The 22,613-nt window shown below is 35.1% G+C and carries 19 protein-coding genes; 7 read left to right on the plus strand and 12 right to left on the minus strand.

The features are described 5' to 3' along the window. Positions 1-186: 186 nt before the first annotated feature. The 10 genes from ACEN92_RS05300 to ric form a co-directional block, all read right to left on the minus strand. The gene (locus tag ACEN92_RS05300; protein WP_495641328.1) at positions 187-2,424 is read right to left on the minus strand and encodes a nitric-oxide reductase large subunit; all 2,238 of its coding nucleotides are present in this window, start codon (positions 2,422-2,424) and stop codon (positions 187-189) included. A gap of 291 nt (positions 2,425-2,715) precedes the next feature. Beyond that, positions 2,716-4,236, minus strand: coding sequence for an L-aspartate oxidase (gene nadB, locus ACEN92_RS05305; protein WP_495641329.1), 1,521 nt, complete (start codon positions 4,234-4,236; stop codon positions 2,716-2,718). Further along, positions 4,236-5,165, minus strand: coding sequence for a quinolinate synthase NadA (nadA, locus tag ACEN92_RS05310; protein WP_495641330.1), 930 nt, complete (start codon positions 5,163-5,165; stop codon positions 4,236-4,238). The genes nadB and nadA overlap by 1 nt, the downstream gene beginning before the upstream one ends. A 154-nt stretch (positions 5,166-5,319) precedes the next feature. Next, complete coding sequence (locus tag ACEN92_RS05315) at positions 5,320-5,754, minus strand: RrF2 family transcriptional regulator (protein ID WP_495641331.1); 435 nt, start codon at positions 5,752-5,754, stop codon at positions 5,320-5,322. Between the two features lie 218 nt (positions 5,755-5,972). Next, positions 5,973-6,422: a CopD family protein gene (locus ACEN92_RS05320; RefSeq protein ID WP_495641332.1), complete on the minus strand. Its 450-nt coding sequence runs from the start codon at positions 6,420-6,422 to the stop codon at positions 5,973-5,975. Next, positions 6,419-7,630 (minus strand): hypothetical protein, encoded by a 1,212-nt coding sequence (locus tag ACEN92_RS05325; RefSeq protein ID WP_495641333.1) that lies wholly within the window; start codon positions 7,628-7,630, stop codon positions 6,419-6,421. The genes ACEN92_RS05320 and ACEN92_RS05325 overlap by 4 nt, the downstream gene beginning before the upstream one ends. Before the next feature lie 3 nt (positions 7,631-7,633). Next, on the minus strand, positions 7,634-8,323 hold the full coding sequence (locus ACEN92_RS05330) for an anaerobic ribonucleoside-triphosphate reductase activating protein (protein WP_495641334.1): 690 nt from the start codon (positions 8,321-8,323) through the stop codon (positions 7,634-7,636). Further along, entirely contained in the window at positions 8,307-8,471 is a 165-nt protein-coding gene (gene nrdD, locus ACEN92_RS05335) for an anaerobic ribonucleoside-triphosphate reductase (protein ID WP_007808020.1), read from the minus strand. Before nrdD ends, ACEN92_RS05330 begins: the two co-directional genes overlap by 17 nt. Before the next feature lie 88 nt (positions 8,472-8,559). After that, positions 8,560-10,638: a ribonucleoside triphosphate reductase gene (locus ACEN92_RS05340; protein ID WP_495641335.1), complete on the minus strand. Its 2,079-nt coding sequence runs from the start codon at positions 10,636-10,638 to the stop codon at positions 8,560-8,562. A gap of 25 nt (positions 10,639-10,663) precedes the next feature. Further along, a complete protein-coding gene (gene ric, locus ACEN92_RS05345) occupies positions 10,664-11,398 on the minus strand; it encodes an iron-sulfur cluster repair di-iron protein (RefSeq protein WP_495641336.1) in 735 nt (244 codons plus the stop codon). Between the two features lie 347 nt (positions 11,399-11,745). Between ric and nirK the strand changes: the two genes are divergently transcribed. From nirK to ACEN92_RS05375, 6 genes are all read left to right on the plus strand, one after another. Next, complete coding sequence (gene nirK, locus ACEN92_RS05350) at positions 11,746-13,230, plus strand: copper-containing nitrite reductase (protein WP_495641337.1); 1,485 nt, start codon at positions 11,746-11,748, stop codon at positions 13,228-13,230. A 41-nt stretch (positions 13,231-13,271) separates the two neighbouring features. After that, on the plus strand, positions 13,272-13,649 hold the full coding sequence (locus ACEN92_RS05355; RefSeq protein WP_495641338.1) for a c-type cytochrome: 378 nt from the start codon (positions 13,272-13,274) through the stop codon (positions 13,647-13,649). A gap of 23 nt (positions 13,650-13,672) precedes the next feature. After that, positions 13,673-14,443, plus strand: a complete 771-nt coding sequence (locus ACEN92_RS05360) for a formylglycine-generating enzyme family protein (protein WP_495641339.1) — start codon at positions 13,673-13,675, stop codon at positions 14,441-14,443. Positions 14,444-14,468: 25 nt separating this feature from the next. Next, positions 14,469-15,056, plus strand: coding sequence for an SCO family protein (locus ACEN92_RS05365; protein ID WP_495641340.1), 588 nt, complete (start codon positions 14,469-14,471; stop codon positions 15,054-15,056). Between the two features lie 22 nt (positions 15,057-15,078). Beyond that, the gene (locus ACEN92_RS05370) at positions 15,079-16,356 is read left to right on the plus strand and encodes an alginate export family protein (RefSeq protein ID WP_495641341.1); all 1,278 of its coding nucleotides are present in this window, start codon (positions 15,079-15,081) and stop codon (positions 16,354-16,356) included. A 179-nt stretch (positions 16,357-16,535) separates the two neighbouring features. Next, positions 16,536-17,009 carry a hypothetical protein gene (locus ACEN92_RS05375; RefSeq protein ID WP_495641342.1) on the plus strand — a complete coding sequence of 158 codons (474 nt, stop codon included), beginning with the start codon at positions 16,536-16,538 and terminating at the stop codon, positions 17,007-17,009. A 359-nt stretch (positions 17,010-17,368) separates the two neighbouring features. Here ACEN92_RS05375 and ACEN92_RS05380 read toward each other — a convergent pair whose 3' ends face one another. Then, complete coding sequence (locus ACEN92_RS05380; protein WP_495641343.1) at positions 17,369-17,596, minus strand: endo-1,4-beta-xylanase; 228 nt, start codon at positions 17,594-17,596, stop codon at positions 17,369-17,371. A 465-nt stretch (positions 17,597-18,061) separates the two neighbouring features. Between ACEN92_RS05380 and ACEN92_RS05385 the strand changes: the two genes are divergently transcribed. Next, on the plus strand, positions 18,062-20,929 hold the full coding sequence (locus tag ACEN92_RS05385) for a TIM-barrel domain-containing protein (protein WP_495641344.1): 2,868 nt from the start codon (positions 18,062-18,064) through the stop codon (positions 20,927-20,929). 268 nt (positions 20,930-21,197) lie between these two features. Here ACEN92_RS05385 and ACEN92_RS05390 read toward each other — a convergent pair whose 3' ends face one another. Beyond that, positions 21,198-22,589: an endo-1,4-beta-xylanase gene (locus tag ACEN92_RS05390; RefSeq protein ID WP_495641345.1), complete on the minus strand. Its 1,392-nt coding sequence runs from the start codon at positions 22,587-22,589 to the stop codon at positions 21,198-21,200. Between the last annotated feature and the right edge of the window lie 24 nt (positions 22,590-22,613).

Genomic DNA, 22,613 nt, shown 5'->3' on the forward strand with positions numbered 1-22,613 from the left:
TTTAAATTTGTAGCTCGAAATTTTAAGGTACAAAAATATATTTTGTCAAATCATGATACACTTAGATTCCACTTCTTCAAAAGTCAGTCGGATAACAAAGGATTACTAAAAACATGCGTATTTTAATGCACATATAATGGCTTCAACCTTACCAGGATATTCGCCAAAAATGTTCCTTACAATATCTTACTTTTTAGTTTTTCTAAATGTCAATTCAAATACGAAATAACAAAGAGCAAGAATTCCAAAACCAAAAACAGCATCACCAATAGCACGCAGCCATTTCAGGGTAACCATTGTGGGCTGCTGCATAAATTCTGCCGAGCGTGCATACCACATACCGTGTTCAATACTCGCTACAGCCTGCAAAACACCTACAGGAAGTAAACTTAGCAATGCCATTGTCAAAAGGCCAATATTGGTTGACCAGAATATAAATTTCAGTAATTTTTCATTCCAAATTTCATGACGATATAAGCTTCTTAAAACAAATAGCATCAATCCAATTCCTAACATTCCGTACACGCCAAATAAAGCAGTATGTGCATGAAGAGCCGTGGTATTTAATCCTTGAATATAATATAAAGCTATTGGTGGATTAATAATGAAGCCAAATATTCCGGCTCCCAAGAAATTCCAAAATGCTACAGCAATCATAAAGTATATTGGCCATTTGTAGTCTACAATCCATGGTGTAGCTTTAGACAGGCTATAATTGTGGTAGGCTTCATATCCAATCAATACTAAAGGAACAATTTCCAAAGCACTGAATGTAGCTCCAAAAGCCATCACAGCAGTAGGTGTCCCGGAGAAATACAAATGGTGAAAAGTACCTAAAATACCTCCTGACATAAAGATGATGGTTGAAAAAATCACATTTAGTGTGGCTGTTTTTGTTTTGAGAAGTCCAAGACGAACGAATAAAAAGGCGATAACAACCGTTGCAAATACTTCGAAGAATCCTTCAACCCAAAGATGTACTACCCACCATCTCCAGTATTCTGCAATGGCTAAATTTGTTTGTCTTCCCCACATTAAACCGGCTCCGTAAAATGAAGCTATGGCGGCACATGAAATTAAGAACATTATAATCAAATTGCGTTCTTCAGTACCTTTTTTAAGCACTGGAATTAATGGGCGAATCATTAAAGCTAACCATAAGAACAGACCAATTAATAAGAAACATTGCCAAAAACGGCCTAAGTCTACATACTCATATCCCTGATGCCCAAACCAGAAATTATCTACCATGTTTAATTTTTGCATTACCCCAAACCATTGTCCGGCCATTGACCCCAAAACAATAATCAGTAAGGCAAAGAACAAAAAATTAACTCCAAAAACCTGAAATTTAGGATCTTTTCCCGAAACAGCAGGAGCAATATACAATCCTGTGGCAAGCCAGGCTGTCGCAATCCAAAATATGGCTAATTGAGTGTGCCAGGTTCGGGTTACGGCATACGGTAAGAATTCATCCAGAGGGATTCCGTAAAAACCATTTCCTTCTACACCATAATGGGCTGTAATGACACCAAAAATAACCTGCAAAATAATGAGTAAACTGACTACCCAAAAGTATTTTTTTATTTGATACATCGAAGGTGTCATCCCTTGTTTTAATAAAGGGTCAAAAGCAGGCGTTTCCAGATGCTCATCTGCACCGGATTTAACATGATAGAAAATTAAAAGACCGGTACATAAAATTAAAAGGATGATACTGACACCAGACCAAATAAGTAAATTTTTTGTAGCCACATTGCCCACTAATTCGTCTGAAGGCCAGTTGTGAGTATAAGATATGTCAGAATCCGGTCTATTGGTTACCGTTGCCCAAGTTGCCCAAAAGAAAAACGCACTCATTTTATGCATTCTTCCCTTGTCTTTTATAGACAGTTTCGGAATGGCATAGTCATTTCGCAATTGATCAAACTTTGGATCATTCATAAACAAACCTTCATAATAAGTACTCAAATAAGCAATAGCTTCAATTCGGTTTTGAGAAATAGTGATCGTTTTGTTTTCTTCATTATAAGTATTTTTTCGAACGTCATTTTGCAGGCGGATCTTCATCATAGCTTGCTGCTCATCAGATAAATCGACAAAGTTTTTTTTGAATTCCTCCTGCGATAATTTATCCAGTATAAAAACTGCTTCGCGATGCAGCCAGTCGGCTGTCCAATCTGGAGCAACATAAGCGCCGTGTCCCCAAATTGACCCCACTTCCTGGCCTCCCATACTTTGCCAGATGTTTTGGCCATCTTTAATTTCTTCCTCTGTAAAAATGGTTTTGTTGTCAGTAGAAACAATTTTAAGCGGAATTGGAGGGGCTTTTTGGTAAATTTCATAGCCATAGTATCCCAAAACTGCAAATGAAATACTCATAACGAGAGCAAACGCAATCCATAGTTTTTTTTCTCTTCTCATCTTTATTGATTTTTAAACTAATTCGTTTAATTATTTATAATAAGTAAAAATAATATTCCCTTAATAAAAGGTTTATGAGTCAAATCATAAAAACAATACTATTTACTTAAACAATTAAAGGTCAGGATAATGTTTTTAGTAAACACTTAAAAAAGAGCGTTTTAAATGTTGTTTGCCGGTTTTTTTGTCGTAATGAATAGTTGAAATAATGAAGCCAGCTGCGCAGGTTTTGCAGCTTTGTCAAATAAGTTTAAGCAATTGACCGATTTTTTTTAAAAGTTGGTTAGTGAGTTAAATTTTTACAAACCCACCACGATTTTCATTCCTGTTAATAGATTGTTGAACGATTAAATCACCAATAGTAATCATATTGTGTAATTCATACAATTCGGCACTTACATTATAGTTCTTTATTTGCTGCTCTATTTCTTTTTTCCAATAAGAAAGTTTTTTATTGGCATTTATTAAATCAGTATCATTACGAATAATTCCGGCATTTTGACGCATCAAAAGTTGTAATTCAGCTTTCGTTTTGGTAACATAATCTATATTGATTTCCGGATTTTTAGTGAATTTCCAGTTAGAAACTGTTTCCGCAGCTTGATTTTTTATAGCAGAATTTTGAGCCAAATAATGATAAATTTTATCCGAATAAACCAAAGCTTCTAATAATGAATTGGATGCCAGACGATTCGCACCATGGAGTCCGGTTCGGGAACATTCACCACAGGCAAACAGATTTTCTATAGATGTTTTTCCGTTTTTGTCCACTACAATTCCGCCACAAAGATAATGTTGCGCAGGAACAACAGAAATCCAGTCTTTGGCAATGTCAATACCAATACTTTTGCAACGTTCGTAAATCATTGGAAAATGTTTTTTGAAACCATCTAAATCTAAATGCGTACAGTCGAGATAAACACAATCATCACCAGTTTTTTTGAGTTCCAAATCAATACTTTGCGAAACAATATCCCGCGAAGCTAAGTCACCTCTGGAATCATAACCAGGCATGAATCGATGCCCATTTTTAGTACGTAAATAAGCGCCAAAACCACGAACCGCCTCCGAAATCAGGAAAGAAGTTCCGGAAGAAGCATCATATAAGGCGGTGGGATGAAATTGAATAAATTCCATTTCTTTAATCACAGCATTGGCTCTCGAAGCCATTGCAATTCCGTCACCGGTTGCAATCATGGGATTGGTCGTATGACCGTATAAATGACCGATCCCGCCAGTAGCGAGTAAGGTAAAATCCGATTGAAAAGTGAGTACTTCTTTGGTTTTCTGGTCTAAGACATAAGCTCCTGAACAGCGGTTGTTTTTTGTAATTAAATCAATTGCCAAATGATAATCTAAAACAGTGATGTTTTCTTTTTGGTGTACCTGGCTTAAAATAGCACGTTGAATTTCCTGACCTGTCTGGTCCTTGTGATGCACGACTCTATTTTCAGAATGCCCGCCTTCTTTGCCTAAATCCAAAGTTCCCTCAGTATTTTGGTCAAATTTAGCACCCCATTCTATCAACTCTTTTAATCGTCTTGGCCCTTCTGTAATTACCATTTCTGCCACCGATTCATCGCACAAGCCATCACCGCAAATTAAAGTATCTTCAATGTGTTTTTTATAGGAATCGCCCACGATATCGGTAACAATAGCAATTCCTCCCTGCGCATATCTGGTATTAGATTCGTTTTCGTTTGCCTTTGTCACAATCGTAACTTTTTTATCCGGAAATTGTTCTGCAATTTTTACGGCAAAAGTCAATCCTGCTACTCCCGAACCTATAATTAAGTAATTGGTATGGATCATTATTTAGATAATTCAAGCATTCTTTCAATAGGAAGCAATGCTTTTTTCATAATAGCAGCAGGAACTGTAATTTCCGGAGCTTCATTCAGCAAACAGTCATACAATTTTTGTAAAGTATTCATTTTCATATACCCACATTCACTGCAGGCACAAGTATTGTCTTCGTTTGAAGGTGCCGGAATTAATATTTTATCAGGAACTTCCTGTTTCATTTTATGAAGGATTCCCACTTCGGTAGCTACGATAAATTTGTTGTTTGGATTGGTTTTTACATATTCAATCATTCCTGCCGTCGAGCCAATATAGTTGGCCGCTTTTAGAATATGGGTTTCAGATTCCGGATGGGCAATAATTTGAGCATCAGGGTTTTGTTTATACAATTCAATTAATTTATCCAATGAAAATGCTTCGTGAACTACACAAGCACCGTCCCAAAGCAGCATTTCTCTGCCCGTTTGTTCCATTACATATTTTCCCAAATTTTTGTCCGGAGCAAATATAATGGGTTTGTCTTTTGGTATAGAATTTACGATTTTAACGGCATTAGAAGAAGTTACCACAATATCTGTTAAAGCCTTAACCTCGGCAGAACAATTCACATACGTAATAACGATGTGGTCCGGATGTGCATCGATAAATTTTTGAAACAAATCAGCAGGACAGGATTCAGCCAATGAACAGCCTGCATTTAAATCGGGAAGAATTACTTTTTTGGACGGATTCAAAATTTTTGCAGTCTCAGCCATAAAATGCACCCCTGCAAAAACAATTATATCGGCATGCACTTTTGTTGCTTCCTGAGACAATCCCAGGCTATCGCCTACATAATCTGCAACGTCCTGAATATCGGATTCCTGATAATAATGCGCCAAAATAACCGCATTCTTCTCTTTTTTCAGTTCCAGTATTCGTTCTTTAAGATTCTTCATTATAATCAATTTTAGTATTCTTTTTTAGTAATTCTCTCTTTTTTAAAAGGAAAACAGTTAGGTGTTTATAATTTTAGGTTGATTTTTTAAACCTGAAATTTTAGAATGATTTTGTTGCGTTTTGTAAATAAAGATTCATTTTTGGCACAAAAAATTAATACCTCAAAAAAGTATCACCCGATTTAATTCCCAAAGCCAATTCTTCGAGATTGGTATTTTCGAGCATAAAAACCAAATCGTTTCGAATCGATTTGAATTTATCGTGCATCGGACAAGGATGGTCTTCAGAACAATTGGTCAATCCCAGCCCACAACCTGTAAAAATGCTGTCGCCATCCAACGCATTTACTATTTGCGCCAATTTAATTTCTTTCATTTTTTCTTTAGGGATCTCAAAACCACCGCCCACTCCTTTTATAGAATTGATGATATTGTCTCTCGATAGGATTTGAAGAATTTTGGCTGTAAAAGCCTCTGGGGAATCTATTTTTTTTGCAATATCTTTTAAGCCGGTACGATTGCCCTGATACGATTGAGAAGCAATAAAAATAGTAGCACGAATGCCGTATTCACAGGTTTTAGAAAACATAATCGTTTTTTTACAATATTAAGAAATTAAGTTTTAATCCCTATTCCAACTTTAAAAGGAAGTTTAATGAAAATTTTATCAGGGCGTGTCCCTGCGTAAAAACTTCGGGTCGGGTTTTTCGTTCCCGCTTTTTTTTATCCCGTAAAAAACGGTATAAAAAAAGAGCTCCACTGCAACCCCTCACGCGAGCAGCTGCTAAACGACAACATTTTTTTTAATTACAATCCTCCAAAACGCACAAAAGATCCAAAAATAACCATCAAAACCCCAATTATGGTAACCGAAACTATATGAAAAGTCATTTCCGGCAATTTCTCAGCACTCTTTTCAAGCTTGGGCAGCACTCTAAATTGAGCACTTAAAGCAAAAAGAACCGTCAATAATAACAAAGCTAATTTTGTTGAAACGATTTTTTCTATAGGTGTTTCAAATTGAAACCAATATTCAATACTAACACCATATTGATAAGCCATCAAAATCCCGGTGATGACCAATAAAACCAAAGCAGTCATTCCTACAGGTTCGTACTTTCTTTCATAATTCAGAATTATATTTTGATTTTTTTCTTTTAAAGCTTGTGGCAAAAAGCCAAATACAAGCAACAAATGACCACCAACCCAAATGGCGGCACTCAAAAGATGAATGATTAACAATAGATGGTGGTTCATATGTGTTTTTGTTTAAGCTTTAAAATTTCAACAGATAACAATAAAAGACCTGCCGGCAGAAAGATACTCGATAAAAATAGATTTTGATAATAATTCGGAAACACTCCTTTACCAAACAAAAACCAAATACCCTGAAGAAACAAAAGAATTTCGGTTGTGACAAATCCCAGTAAAAAAGTTACGATTCCCCATCTTTGTATACGTTTTCCCGAATTTAAAAAATCATTTTGCAGGGCAAATCCAAAAAGAAAACCCGTAATAATTCCCAACATCGTCAAATGGATATAGCCAATCACAAAATTCCTAATCTGATGCGATACCTGTGCCAATTCGGGAACCAAAACAACCAATTGAATAACTACTTTTAAAGCCAATGAAAACAAAGCAAAACCATAAACCGTTTTTGTTATCGTTGGCAAAGCAGTAAAGAAGGATTGAAATTGCCGACGAATAAATCGTATAAAAAGTACAGCAGCAAACAACTGAAGCGCTACTCCAAGAGCATTTAACCAATAAAAAACAGGATTAGACAAATACCAGCTCACCGGCAAAGCCAGTGTTAAAATAGTCGAAGCAACAAATAAATTATAAAACAAACGAAATTTTTCAGCTTCAATAATAAGTTTTGCCTGTTTAAAAAATAAAGCCAAAATAGCAAACAGAAACCAGCCATTAAATTGAAAATGAAGAAAAAACTGAATCGCAATTTGATAAAAAGCGCTTGCTTTTCCTAACAATCCTACTGTGGGACCCAAACACCAAACACCCAACGTAGAAAAAATCATAAAAAACAAAGCCGTACGAAGTATCTTCTTTTCAGTCAAGGTCGCGGAACCGGCATCTTTCTTTATTAAATAACAAAAATAGTAACTGCAGAAAATATGCAAAGTCGAAAAAAGAATAGAAGCAAAAGCATAGCCCTGCGCCGGAAAATCGATCATCATTCCAATTACTGCCAGTTCTGTTATCCAAAATAATCGGTTGTAGATGGGTTTTTGTTGTTTTTCTTTTGGAACAAAAAAATGAAAAATCAAACAGTACAACATCAAATACACCCAACCCAACATCGCTACATGTGAATGACCGTGCATTAAAAACTGAAAATTGACTTTTTCCATTGGTGCTACATACATCCAACGAAGGCATAATCCCATCAATGAAGCGATAAAAAAATTGACAAAACAGATTAGAATCCAACTCTTTCTCATAATTTATCCCCTGTAATTAATTTTAATTTTTTCTGTAGAAAGATTATGATTTTCTAATTCTTTAAAAGAATGTCCAAGTTTTTCTATTGTCGAGGCACCATTTACGAAGTGCTGAATGTAATAATCTCCCGAATATCCCAGGTTTTCCAGAAAGAAAATCATTTCCTGAATATTTTCCTTCTTTAATAAAGCTGAATGTACTGTTGTACGAACTTCAAAAGGTACGCTGTTTTGAAGCAATAAAAGCAATGATTTTGAGAAAGGAATAAAAAGTTTAGACCGGGTAATTTTTTCGAAATTTGCAGGCATTGCTTTAAAATCAAGTGCTACATAATTAATGAGTTTTTTTTTGATCAGTTCTTCCAGTATTTCAGGGTGCGAACCATTGGTATCAATTTTGATTAAAAACCCCATTTTTTTGACTTCTGTAATAAATGAAACAGCTCTTTTGTGCAACAAACATTCGCCTCCGCTAAAAACCACAGCATCCAGCAAATGAATCCTGCTTTTGAGAAACTGAAGTGCTTTGTCAAAAGAAATACTTCCTTTTCCAAATACAATTTCAGGGTTATAACAATACAGGCACCGCATATTACAGCCTGCAAACCAAAGAATGCAAGCCGATTGGTGCGGATAATCTAATAACGTGAACGGCGTAATACTGTAAATAGGGGTACTAACATTTTCCTTCATTGAAATGGGTTCGTTGTTTGTGTTCTCCTTTTTTACCAATATTAAAACTCTCTACAGGTCTGTGGTAGCCCATTACTCTTGTGTACACCAGGCATTTGGTGCGTAATTCCTGATTTTGTTCTAAAATCGCGTTGGTTGTTAGTTTCATTTTTACTGTTTTTAGGTTATGGATTATAGGTTTATTGCTGGTCACAAAGAAGCGAAAAGCTTAGCAATCCTTTACGGTTAATTTTTTTTCAAATCTCAATAAACTTCGCTTTTTCTTCAATAATAATTTCATCACATTTTGGGCAGTATTCATATTCTCCGTTCAAATAACCATGAAGAGGGCAAACACTAAATACAGGTGTTACGGTTATGTATGGTAATTTAAAATTGGTAATCACTTTTTTGACAAAATTTTTGCAGGCTTCTGGGGAGCTGATTCTTTCGCTCATATACAAATGCAAAACGGTTCCTCCGGTGTATTTGCATTGCAATTGATCCTGGGTAAAATCTACCGGAATTTGAGAGCTATTCGTGTAATAAATATTTTCTTCCTGTCCCGCCTGAATAATATCTTCAAAACGTTTTTTGTCTTCTTTGGCAAAACGATAAGTGGTTCCTTCGGCCGGAGTGGCTTCTAAATTGTAAAGATTTCCGGTTTCCTCCTGAAATTGTTTCATTAGGCTGCGGATGTACTCCAGAATTTCAGAGGCAAATTCAATACCGGTTTCAGAAGTTATATCGTCTTTATTATGGGTAAAATTCTGAATCATTTCATTCATCCCGTTCACACCAATAGTCGAAAAATGATTTCTGAAATGCTGTAAATAACGTTTGGTGTACGGATACAATCCACGATCGTACATTTCCTGAATAAAAACTCTTTTTTTCTCTAAAGTCGATTTGGAAATCAACAAAAGTTTGTCTAATTGATGAAATAATGCTGCTTTGTTTCCTTGGTATAAATAACCCAAACGAGCCATATTGATGGTTACTACGCCAATACTTCCCGTCATTTCAGCACTTCCAAAAAGTCCGTTTCCGCGTTTTAATAATTCGCGTAAATCAAGCTGCAAACGACAGCACATACTGCGAACAGCATTGGGCTTGTAAGCATTTTTATTTTCTGTTTGATTGCCATTTTCGTCCAAAACATATTGACTTCCAATAAAATTTTGGAAATAAGAAGAACCAATTTTAGCTGTGTTTTCAAAAAGTAAGTCTGTATTTTCGCCATCCCAATCAAATTCTTCGGTAATATTTACCGTTGGGATAGGGAATGTAAAAGGCTGTCCATTGGCATCACCTTCGGTCATTACGGTATAATATGCTTTATTAATGAGATTCATTTCTTTTTGAAAATGTTCATAGCGTAAATCGGTTACTTTAGAAACACCTCTTTTTTGGGCTCTTGACAAAAGGTCTGAAGTATTGATTCTTTCAAAAATATGACGATCATTTTTGGTCGGGATTTGTGTTTTTAAATCCTCAGGAACAACCCAATCCAATGTGATATTGGTAAACGGAGACTGTCCCCATCGTGCAGGCACATTCAGGTTGTAGACAAAACTTCGTACGGCTTTTAAAACTTCATCATAAGGGAGATTGTCTTTGAATACATAAGGAGCCAAATAGGTGTCAAAAGAACTAAAAGCTTGTGCACCCGCCCACTCACTTTGCAAAATACCCAAAAAATTGGCCATTTGTCCTAAAGCTTCCCTAAAATGAGAAGGGGGTTTGCTTTCCACCCGGCCTCTTACACCGTTAAAACCTTCATTGAGTAACACACGCAAACTCCAACCCGCACAATAACCCGTCAGGCAATCTAAATCGTGAATGTGAAGATCACCATTTCGGTGCGCATATCCTTCTTCTTTTGAATACACTTTATCCAGCCAATAATTAGCAATAACTTTTCCTGCTACGTTACTCACCAGTCCAGCGTTCGAATATGAGGTGTTGGCATTGGCATTAATGCGCCAATCTGTTTGTTGAATATACTCTTCAATTGTTTGGGTGCTGTCGACATAAGTTGTATCATCATTCAGGCCTTCAAGATGTTCGCGCTGCAGCTTTCGGGTGTGTCGAAAGAGCATAAAGGAACGCATTACATCAAAATGTTTTCTATCGAATAATTCTTTTTCGATTAAATCCTGAATCTCTTCCACAGACCATACCTTTTTGTTTTTCAAATAAATAAATATACTTTCATAAACACTTTCATCAACAACTACGGAGATACTCTGAAAACTTTTTTCAATTGCATCTTTAATTTTATAACTTTCAAATGGCTGGTACTTTCCATTTCTTTTGATAACATACTTTTCCATAATTGTTGATTCTTAGTGGTTAGTGTTACTTATTTTGAGTTGAAAAGTCTTTTTCAAGTTTAGCTGCTTTTGGAAACAAAATATTATTTTCCAAATGAATGTGTTTGTGTAAATCCTGTTCGAATTCTTCCAACATTGCAAATGTTACTTTATAGGTGTTGCATCCATCTGCCGGCGGTGTGTAATTACTGCTTAGCTCTGCTATTTTTCTAAAGCGAACCCCTTCAGCATCGTGTTCGTGCATCATCATGGCGATTGGGTTTTCAATTGTTCCAAAATGTGGCAGCTCAATTAATTCATCAGATATAGCAGCATGAACCATTTTTTTGATAAAAGGGAATAAAATCAATTCTTCTTTTTTCATGTGCTGTGCCAATTCTCCGGCACAGCCTTTAAAGAGTTCGTTAATTTCAAGGAGTTCAGGGTGATTAGCTCCGTGTACTCTGCTTAACTTGTCTAAAAACTGCAGCAGTATTGGTGTTTTTTCTGACACATACCTGTGATGTGTTTTCTCAATATAATCAGCTAATAAATCAATCGGCCACGCATTATAATCAATTCCGGAATCACTTTTTGAAGACAGAACTGTTTCAATTTCCTGTAATAAAACATCTGGACTGACTGCTTTTTTCTTGCAAGCTTCTTCAATGCTTCTGTTTCCGTTACAGCAAAAATCTATTCCGTATTTTGAGAATAAGGCTGCTGTTCTAAAATCTTTTGCCACGTATTCTCCTATTGTAATTTGTTCTAAAGTTTCCATAATTTTATTTATCTGTTAAAATTTTCTAATGCAAAACAATGACTGCTTCAATAAAAGAGTTTTTTGTCTTTTAATTAAAAACACTTCATTACTTCGTTGTTATCCAGTTGTGTGATTATTATTTAGTGTATTATTTTAATACTGTAAAATTCGTTTAACTTTTAAAAGCAGAATATGATTTAAATCATATTCTGCTTTTTTTAAATGTGTTTTGCAAAAAAATAATCAGTTATAAGTAGTTTTTTTCAAACAGATTTATTTAAAAAAAATGGTGAACATGATAAATATCATAATAAAGGATGTTTTTGTCCTTTATTTTTACATCATAAATTTCAAACCAAAATAATATGAAAACCAGGGTTAAATTACACACACAAATAAGGGTGATTTTTATGATGTTGCTTACTCTTGTCGGACTTTTTTCTTGCAAAAAAGAAAATGATAACGCAAAAAACTACGAAAATATTGAGGTCAACGGACAGCAGGCAGCCGAACTCACGGCACCTCCGTTGGTTCCAAAACCTGTAGGAAATCGTGAGGCAACAAAATTGGTGGTCAACATGGAAATTAAAGAAATTGAAGGAGAAATGGTTGATGGCGTTAAATATACCTATTGGACTTTTGGAGGTTCCGTACCGGGAAGTTTTATCAGAACCAGAGTTGGTGATGAGGTAGAATTTCACTTAAAAAACCATCCGGATAACAAAATGCCGCATAATATTGATTTACATGCGGTAACCGGACCGGGAGGAGGAGCAACTTCATCGTTAGTAGCACCAGGACACGAAAAAGTGTTTAGTTTCAAAACCATGAATCCAGGTTTGTATGTCTATCATTGTGCCACAGCACCAGTTGGAATGCACATTGCAAACGGAATGTACGGCTTGATTTTGGTTGAACCGGAAGGAGGTTTGCCTCCTGTTGATAAAGAATATTATGTTATGCAAGGTGATTTTTATACCAAAGGCAGCTATGGCGAGCAGGGCTCTCAACCGTTTGATATGGATAAAGCAGTTAAGGAACAACCTGATTATGTAGTTTTCAACGGAAAAGTTGGGGCTATAGTCGGAGATAAAGCTTTAACGGCCAAAGTTGGAGAAACTGTCCGTATTTATATGGGGAACGGAGGTCCGAATTTAGTGTCTTCTTTCCATGTTATTGGAGAAATTTTTGACAAAGTACATATTGAAGGAGGAGATCTGATCAACAAAAATGTCCAAACTACTTTAATACCTGCGGGAGGTTCCGCTATTGTTGAGTTTAAGGTGGATGTTCCCGGAACTTTTATATTAGTTGATCACTCAATTTTTAGAGCTTTTAATAAAGGAGCACTTGGAATGTTGAAAGTCGAAGGCCCGGAAAATAAAAAATTATATTCCGGAACCATACAAGATGGAATTTATTTACCAGAAGGGGGAACAATTCAAGGGATGCCAAAAGGAAAAGCCGTTCCTAAAAGCACTGTTGCAAAAACCGTCTCTGAACAAATTAAATCAGGTAAAGAATTATTTGACAGAACCTGCTATGCCTGTCACCAATCTGGAGGACAAGGTATTCCGAATGCTTTTCCTCCATTGGCAAAATCAGATTTCCTAAATGCTAACCCGGACAGGGCAATTGGTGCGGTATTGCACGGATTAAGTGGGGAAATCACCGTTAATGGCAAGAAATTCAATAATGTAATGACCAGCCAAAACCTGACTGATGAACAGGCAGCAGATGTTTTGACGTATGTCTACAGTAGTTGGGGTAACAATAAAACAGTAATTACTCCGGCAAAAGTAAAAGCAATCAGAGCCAGGCCAGCACCAAAAGTTACTGCAGAGCATTAAAAATAAAATAAGCAAAAAAATAAATTAAAAAAATCAATCAAATGAAAAAGTTTGTATTAAGTATCGTATTGATGGGAATGGGTTTGTATGGTTACAGTCAAAATGCAGCCAATGGTAAATCAGTATATTCCAAAACCTGTATTGCTTGTCACCAGCCAACCGGAGCCGGAGTTCCAGGAGCATTTCCTCCATTGGCCAAAGCTGATTATTTGAATGCCGATGTAAATCGTGCCATCAAACAAGTAATCAAAGGATCTAAGAGTCCGATAGTTGTTAATGGTAAAAAATACACCACACCAATGCCTGCTCAGGCTTTGAGTGACCAACAAATTGCAGATGTTCTAACCTATGTATATTCCAGTTGGGGGAATAATAAAAAAGTGATAACAACAGCTATGGTAAAAGCCCAAAGAAAATAATAATAATAAGTAAAAGAGTACCAATGACAGCACTAAAAACAATAACAGTCTTTTTTATATTCTGTACAGGTACTCTTTTTGCTCAAGAAATAAAAATGGTATCCATAAAGAGTGGTAATTTTGTGCCTCTTTATGGAGCCACTTCTGAAAAACCGGTCAATATTGCCTCTTTTAATATCGATGTATATCCGGTGACGAATGCACAATTTCTTGCTTTTGTCAAAAAATACCCCGCTTACAGTCGTTCTAAAATGAAAGGGATTTTTGCTGATAAAAGTTATCTAACGCAATGGGTAAGTGATTTTGATTATGGCTCAAACAATTTAAGCAATGCTCCAATAACCAATGTTTCCTGGTTCGCTGCCAAAAAATATTGCGAATGTCAAGGCAAAAGACTGCCAACAATGGACGAATGGGAATATGTAGCCATGGCCGATGAAAAACGTATTGATGCCCGTTCTAAAAAAGAATTCAATAAATACATTATGTCCTGGTATGAAAAACCCAAAACCTATCTGAATCCCGTGGGTCAAACCTTCAGGAATTATTGGGGTGTTTATGATATGCACGGTTTGGTTTGGGAATGGACAGGAGATTTCAACAGTATATTTCTTTCCGGCGAATCCAGAAAAGATAAGGCTACTGATAAAAATCTCTTTTGCGGCAGCGGATCCGTGAATGCCACCGATTTAATGAATTATGCCGCTTTTATGCGTTATGCTTTCAGAGGCAGCCTGAAAGCCAATTATACTACCAAAAATCTGGGTTTCCGCTGTGCCAAAGATTTAAAATAGGTTCTAAACCATTTATATTAAAAAAATGAAAAAACTGTTTCTGGGATTAACGTTAATCCTTTTAGTTTTACAAGGGTGTACAACTAATAAAAAATCCGAAGACAAACCAATTTCGGATTTATCCATATACAATCTGCCTTCAAAATGGACCAATCAAAACGGACAAAATCTTGAAATGAAGGATTTAAAAGGGAAAGTACTCGTTATGGTAATGATTTATACTTCCTGCAAAGCAGCCTGTCCCAGATTAGTAGCTGATATGCGAAACATAGAATCCCGTTTGCCTGGTAATATCAAACCAAATGTCAAACTTGTATTAGTAAGTATTGATCCGGAAGTTGATACCCCAAAACGCTTAAAAGAATTTGCTATTGCCAATAAAATGGATGGTGAGCAATGGGAGTTTTTGAGATCTAGCGAAGAAAATACCCGGGAATTTGCAGCAATTTTGGCCGTAAATTACAAGAAAATCGCTCCTTTAGATTTTTCTCATTCTAATATTATAAGTGTCTTTAATGCTGAAGGAGAATTAACATTTCAGCAAGAAGGCCTGGGCGTAAATTCTGATGCAACAATTAAAAAAATTACTGAAGAAGCCGAAAAGATAAATTAGAACTTTTATAAAATCTAAAAAAATGAAAATCCTAAAAATAATTTTTCTGACCCTTATATTAGTAGTCAGCAGCAATACTTTTGCTCAGGAATTGGACGCGAATTTGCAAATTAGACCTCGTTATGAGTTTAGAAATGGTTATAAAGCACCTATTCTTTATGGAGAAACGCCTGCTCAGTTTGTTTCAGCCAGAACCCGTTTGAATTTGAATTTCTTGCAAGATCAATTTATTACTAAACTTAGTCTGCAAAATGTTCGGGTTTGGGGAGATGTACCCATAAATACTAAATCGGATGTAAATGGAATTCAGTTATATGAAGCCTGGGTACAATATAACTTTAATCAAAAATGGAGTGTACGTTTAGGCCGTCAAGTGATTTCGTATGACAACCAACGTATTTTTGGTGAAGCCGATTGGGCACAACAAGCACAAAGTCATGATGCTTTGATGGCAACTTTTAAAAGTAACAAAAACCATTTGGATATCGCGATTGCGTATAATGCAAATACCGAAACTGAACTTGCAATTCCTTATACCGTAGCAAATTACAAATCGATGCAATATGCATGGTATCATACTGAGTCAGGAAAAATAAATATGAGTTTTTTATTTCTAAATACCGGCTACGAAAATAAATTAACCCCACCAATTCCGACACCGCTTCCGGAGCTAAAAGTAGATTATATGCAAACTTTTGGAACCTATTGGAACACCAAAGGAAAATCCTGGGATGGGGATTTATGGTTTTATGGACAAACAGGAAAAAATGCAAATAATCCGGTAAGTGCTTTTGATGCTGCTTTTAATTTTAATTATGCGCTAACCAATAAATTTAAAGTTGGTTTCGGATACGAATATCTTTCCGGAAAAAGTCAGGAAAATACTAGTTCGGCTATAAAATCATTTTACCCTGTTTTTGGAACCAATCATGCTTTTAATGGCTATATGGATTATTTCTATGTCGGAAATTATAGAAATTCAGTAGGTCTGCAGGATGCTTTTTTGAAATTGCAGTACAAAACAGATCAATGGCAATTTGCTTTATTGCCTCATACTTTTAATTCTGCGAATACTGTTTTAGATGTTAATGGCAATAAAATGAGTTCTTATCTTGGAACAGAAATTGATTTTACAGCAGCTTATTCCGTTCATAAATATATAAACATTTCGGGTGGTTATTCGCAAATGTTTGGAACAGATTCGATGCAGATTTTAAAAGGAGGTGATGTAGATCACACCAACAATTGGGCTTGGGTAATGATTAATGTAAATCCTCAAATTTTTTCGTATAAAAAATAATTTTAAGCGCTACAATTTACAATTTTATTCAAGCATTATAATGTTATAAAAATTTTAAAAAATTATATAAGCTTTCAATATTTGGCTATTATAATTTTAATTCATTAAAAAAATCGGATATAATGTTCAAAATGGAACAGCAGTAAAAAAAATAGAATAAAAACAAAATCTTTAAAATCATGAAAAAATTAATCAGTCTTTTGTTTGCAACAGCATTGGTTTCTACTTCATGCAATGCTCAGGATAAGAAAGAGAAAAAAGAAAATGTAACTCCAAAAACTGCTATTGAAAAGCCAAAGGTTAACATTAAAGTCAATAAAAAATATGACAAAAATGGAAATTTGATTTCTTATGATTCAACTTACACCTCATTTTATTCCAACAGAAAGGGGGACAAAGTTTTGATGGATAGTCTGTTTCGGGAATTTAAGCCAAAATTTGACAAACAATTTCCGCTTATGAAAGACAAAAGTTTTAACAACTTGTTCTATAACGACTCTTTGCTGTATAATGATTTCTTCCATGATGATTTTTTCAGTAAGCGAATGGAGTTAAATCAGGAATACATGCGTAAAATGATGCGACAAATGGATTCTATTAAAAATGCTTATTTTAAAGAACAAGGCAAGCAGCTAAAAAACAGAAAAGGGTGATCAATAAGATTATTTTTCTGCATTGGCAAATAGACTAAAACATTAAAAAAGGCATTAATTCATGAATTAATGCCTTTTTTTTGCAATTATAAAATTTCCTGATCAAAAATCTAATCTAAGCCTTCCAGAAATCCTGTCTGCGAACTTTTTACAACAAAATTTGAATCATACAGTAAAGGCCAGTCATTTCCAACATGATTCAGTTCTGTATTATATGGAATCATAAGTCATTATCTCTCAATCCCCAAATCGTTAAAGCGTATTTATTTGCTGCCGGAAGTGCATTATATAGCTGCCTCATCTCTTTGTATTTTTCTTTCTGTGTCAATCTTCTTTCATTTGTAAAAACAGAGATGTCATTAGATGGATTTACTTGTATCTAACTCCGAAACCTGGATTTTTAAACCTTTTGCTACAGCTCTGTTAATATCCGTTTCTATTTGAGCTTTGGTTGGGCTTAAATATTTATTATGCATTTGGAAACCAAGACCATCAATAAGATTACCTGCTTTTAAATCATCTACAATGCCAAAAACTTTGTCTTGTTTTGCGATATTAGTTGAAGTAGCATAAACATTATAAAACAATAATAAGTTGCATCACCTGCGGCATTTGCTGCATTTATGGCCCGTTGAAAACAATCTTTTATGTAGTTAGGCCCCATCCGATTAAGAAAAATAGTATTTCTCAGGGTATTGCAAATATCTATTCCAAAAATTTAATACTGCCAATGAAATTTATTGAGTCCTGAATGGAATGTAGTACTTTTGTTCAATGGCTGGATTTATAATAATTTGAACATTATTTTATACATATATTAAAAATAATACATTCATGTCCAATATTGAATACATTTCAAGCACTTTAATTTTTTCTTAATTAATACTTTTACGTCCAATATTTTTGCTTCTTATTGAAACAAAATTGAGAAATAGAGATAAAGCTGTTAATCGACTAAATAATTATAATAAAAATAATCGCAAAAGAAAATTGGCCGCTGACGCCAATAGCAGCTATGCGAATTTATATGACCAATAAAAAAAATATCATCTATGAAAGGAAATAAAATATGTTTAGGCTTAATCACCGGATTGGTATTCGCATCTTGCGCTACTAAACATTACAAAAAGACGGATAATGGCATAATTGTAAACATAAGCCATCCTAAAGAACATCAATTGAGCAAATTACGCTTACAGGTTTTAGGAAATGATTTGATTCATGTGTCTGCAACACCAGAAAATGAATTTCGAAAAGACTCCAGTTTAATTATTGTGCCTCAGATCGATAATGTTCCTTTTAATGTTTCTAATGAAAAAGATTCTATTAAATTAGTTACTGAAACTTTAAATGTAATGATTTCCCAAAAAGATGGCGGCGTTAAGTTTAAAGATAAAAACGGAAAACTTATTTTGTCCGAAAGTGCCGGTGGTGGTAAAACATTCAGTCCGGTGGAAGTTGAAGGGAATAAAGGGTATACAGTTCGCCAAATTTTTGAATCACCAAAAGATGAAGCTTTTTATGGCTTAGGGCAGCATCAGTCAGACGAGTTTAATTACAAAGACAAAAGCGAGGAATTATTTCAATACAACACTAAAGTTTCTGTACCATTTATTATTTCCAATAAGAACTATGGGCTTTTATGGGATAGTTATTCATTAAGCCGTTTTGGAGACAGCCGTCCTTATGAACAATTAAATGCTGTTTTTAAATTATATGATAAAAATGGTGAAGCTAATAGTTTAACGGGTACTTATAACACGCCGGATAATGGTAAAATAAATCTGGTTCGAAAAGAAGCATCCATTTTCTTTGAAGATATTAAAAGTTTTAAAAACTTACCGGAAAATTTCCCTTTAAAAAATGCTAACGTTACTTATGAAGGCGATATTGAAGCACCACAAAATGGAGAATATAAATTTACTTTGTATTATTCAGGTTATGTTAAAGTGTATCTGAACAATCAATTAGTAGTTCCAGAGCGTTGGAGAACCGCCTGGAATCCTAACAGCTACAAGTTTTCAATGAATTTAGAAGCCGGAAAACGAGTTCCTTTACGAATAGAATGGAAACCAAATGGAGGTACATCTTACTGCGGATTAAGAGTAAGAACCCCTCAACTAACTGAAGAAAAAAGCAATCAGGTCTGGTGGAGCGAAATGAATAAAAAAATAGATTATTATTTTGTTCATGGCAGTTCTATGGATCAAATAGTTAAAGGATACCGTACTTTGACAGGAAAAGCTCAAATTATGCCAAAATGGGCAATGGGTTATTGGCAAAGTCGTGAACGATATAAAACTCAAGACGAAATTCTAAGCAATTTAAAAGAGTTTAGAGAGCGTAAAATTCCTATTGATAATATTGTACTGGATTGGAATTACTGGGAAGAAGATGCTTGGGGAAGCCATAAATTTGACCCAAAACGTTTTCCTGATCCAAAAGGGATGGTAGATTCTATCCACGCGATGAACGGTAAAATGATGATTTCAGTATGGCCTAAGTTTTATAAAACTACCGAACATTTCAAAGAATTTGACCAAAAAGGATGGATGTACCAACAAGCCATAAAAGATAATGTTCGTGACTGGGTTGGTCCTGGCTATGTAGGTTCTTTCTATGATGCTTATTCTGGCGGTGCCCGAAAACTATTCTGGAAACAAATTTACGAAAATTTATATCCAATTGGAGTTGATGCCTGGTGGATGGATGCCAGTGAACCAAATGTACTGGATTGTACAGATATGGATTACCGTAAAACATTGCAGGGACCTACCGCTTTGGGCCCGGCGACAGAATATTTCAACACCTATGCTTTAATGAATGCTGAAGCCATTTATGACGGACAACGAAGCGTAGAACCAAACAAACGCGTGTTTTTATTAACAAGATCAGGTTTTGCAGGTTTACAACGTTATTCAACAGCAACATGGAGTGGTGATATTGCAACACGCTGGGAAGATTTGAAAGCACAAATTTCAGCAGGTTTAAACTTTGCAATTAGTGGTATTCCGTATTGGACTATGGACATTGGAGGATTCTGTGTCGAAGATCGCTATGTAGCTGCTCAAAATGAATATGATAAAAATGGAATAGAAAATTCAGACAATAAAGAATGGAGAGAATTGAATACACGCTGGCATCAATTTGGTGTATTTGCACCATTATACAGATCGCACGGACAATTTCCTTATCGTGAGCCTTGGAATATAGCTCCAAAAGGACATCCGGCTTATGAGTCTATTTTGTTTTATGACAATTTGCGTTATAGATTAATGCCATATATCTATACTATGGCGGGGATGACTCATTTTGACGATTATACAATTATGCGTCCATTAATCATGGATTTTTCTAATGATAAAAAAGTTGTTAATAGTAATGATCAATTTATGTTTGGTCCAAATTTTATGGTTTGCCCTGTTTATAATTATGGGGTTCGTAAAAGAGATGTATATTTTCCTGCCGGAACTAATTGGTATGATTTTAATACAGGAAATTATATTAAAGGGGGACAAACTTTATCTATAGACGCGCCATACGGCCGCATTCCACTATTTATTCCTGAAGGAGCCATTATTCCTGTTGGACCTGAAATACAATATACCGATGAAAAACCAGCTGATACTATTCTTCTGTATGTATATAAAGGCAAGAACGGAAGTTTTAATTTATATGAGGACGAAGGTGTAAATTATAATTATGAAAAAGGATTCCATTCCAATATTCCAATCAGTTATAATGAAACAAACGGTGTCTTAACTATTGGCGAGCGAAAAGGAGAATTTAAAGGAATGTTAAAAAACCGAAGGTTCGTTATTATAGCTGTAAGTAAAGAAAACCGTAAAGCTTTTGTATATGATGCTCAAGGGCAAGTTGTCAATTATGATGGCCATTTACAAACCATTACATTAAAATAATCACAAAACCTATGATGTAATTACAAAAAAAGCGGATGATTGAATCTGGAAAATATATTCTTAAATTGGTAATTCTTCCGGAAATTCATTGTTAGACGCCTTATAAATGTAAAAAAAATTCGACGTCTACAAGTCCCGGTAAAAACAGATTGTTAATTTCTGCATCGGAAAAATAGGCTTTAAAACATAAAAAAGGCATTAATTCAGGAGAGTTAATGCCTTTTTTTCTTGCAATTTATTAAAATATCCTAATTCAAAACTTTAAAATTTAATCTAAACCTTCCAGAAATCCTGTATGTGAACTTTTGACAGCAAAATTTGAATCATACAGTAAAGGCCAGTCATTTCCAACATGATTCAGTTCTGAACTATATGGAATCCACGAGTCAATATCTCTCATCCCCCAAATCGTTAAGGCATATTTATTTGCCGCCGGAAGTGCATTATATATTTTCACCATCTCTTTGTATTTTTCTTTCTGTGCCAACCTTCTCTCATTTGTAAAAACAGAGATGTCATTAGATGGATTCACTTGTATGTCTAACTCCGAAACGTGGATTTTTAAACCTTTTGCTACAGCTCTGTTAATATCCGTTTCTATTTGAGCTTTGGTTGGGCTTAAATACTTATTATGCATCTGGAAACCAAGACCATCAATAAGATTAGCTGCTTTTAAATCATCTACAATGCCAAAAACTTTGTCTTGCTTTGCGATATTAGTTGAAGTGGCATAATCATTATAAAACAATAATAAGTTTGTATCACCTGCGGCATTTGCAGCATTTCTCGCCCATTGGAAACAATCTTTTATATAGTTAGGTCCCATTCGATTAAGAAAAATAGTATTTCTCAGGTTATTGCCGCTGTCATCTACTGCTTCATTAACCACATCCCAGGATTTTACTTTTCCTGCATAATGGGTAACAACAGCAGTAATATATTTTTTTACTTCCAACGCAAATTCAGCATCAGTCCCGGAAAAATCTTTTAACCATGCTGGCACTGCATTATGCCATACCAAAGCATGACCATGAACATTGATGCCATTTGCATTTCCGTAAGCAACAATTTTATCAGCAGCTGTCCAGTTGTAAACCCCGCTTGCAGTAGAAATGGGATCCATTTTCATTTCGTATTCGGCAGAAATACTGCTGAATTCATTTTTCAAAATTACATCATAAGGGCTTCCGCTGGTTAATTGCGAAGCCTTTACTGCCATGCCTACAAAAAATGGGTTTGCCAGTTTATTTGCTTTTACCTTTAAAAATGTAGGGTCTTCGGGAATACCACTGGAACCTGTAGTTACAACACTAATAACATTTGAATACTCCGAAATTTGTGCCTCATTTTTGGCTCTGACTCTGTAATAATACTGCGTCCCTCCTATTAGACCAACTACAACTTCGTTTAAATCAGTAACTTCTTTTGAATTGTAATTGGACACAAAAGTTGCAAAATTTTCGGTGGTCGAAACATCCAGAAGATAGCTTTTAGAATTGGAAACGTAATTCCATTTAGCTTTAAAACCAGTATCATTCACCTCTTTTGGTGCATTTGCAACTGGCTTTTCTAAATTATTGGCAACTGCATTGTCTTCTTTTGAACAAGAATTTAAAAAAAAGATAATGCTGGAGAGCACTAGTAAAAATTTAATTTTCATACTGTTTTTTATTATAGAATATTC

The sequence above is a fragment of the Flavobacterium sp. Flavsp81 genome (genome assembly GCF_059491325.1).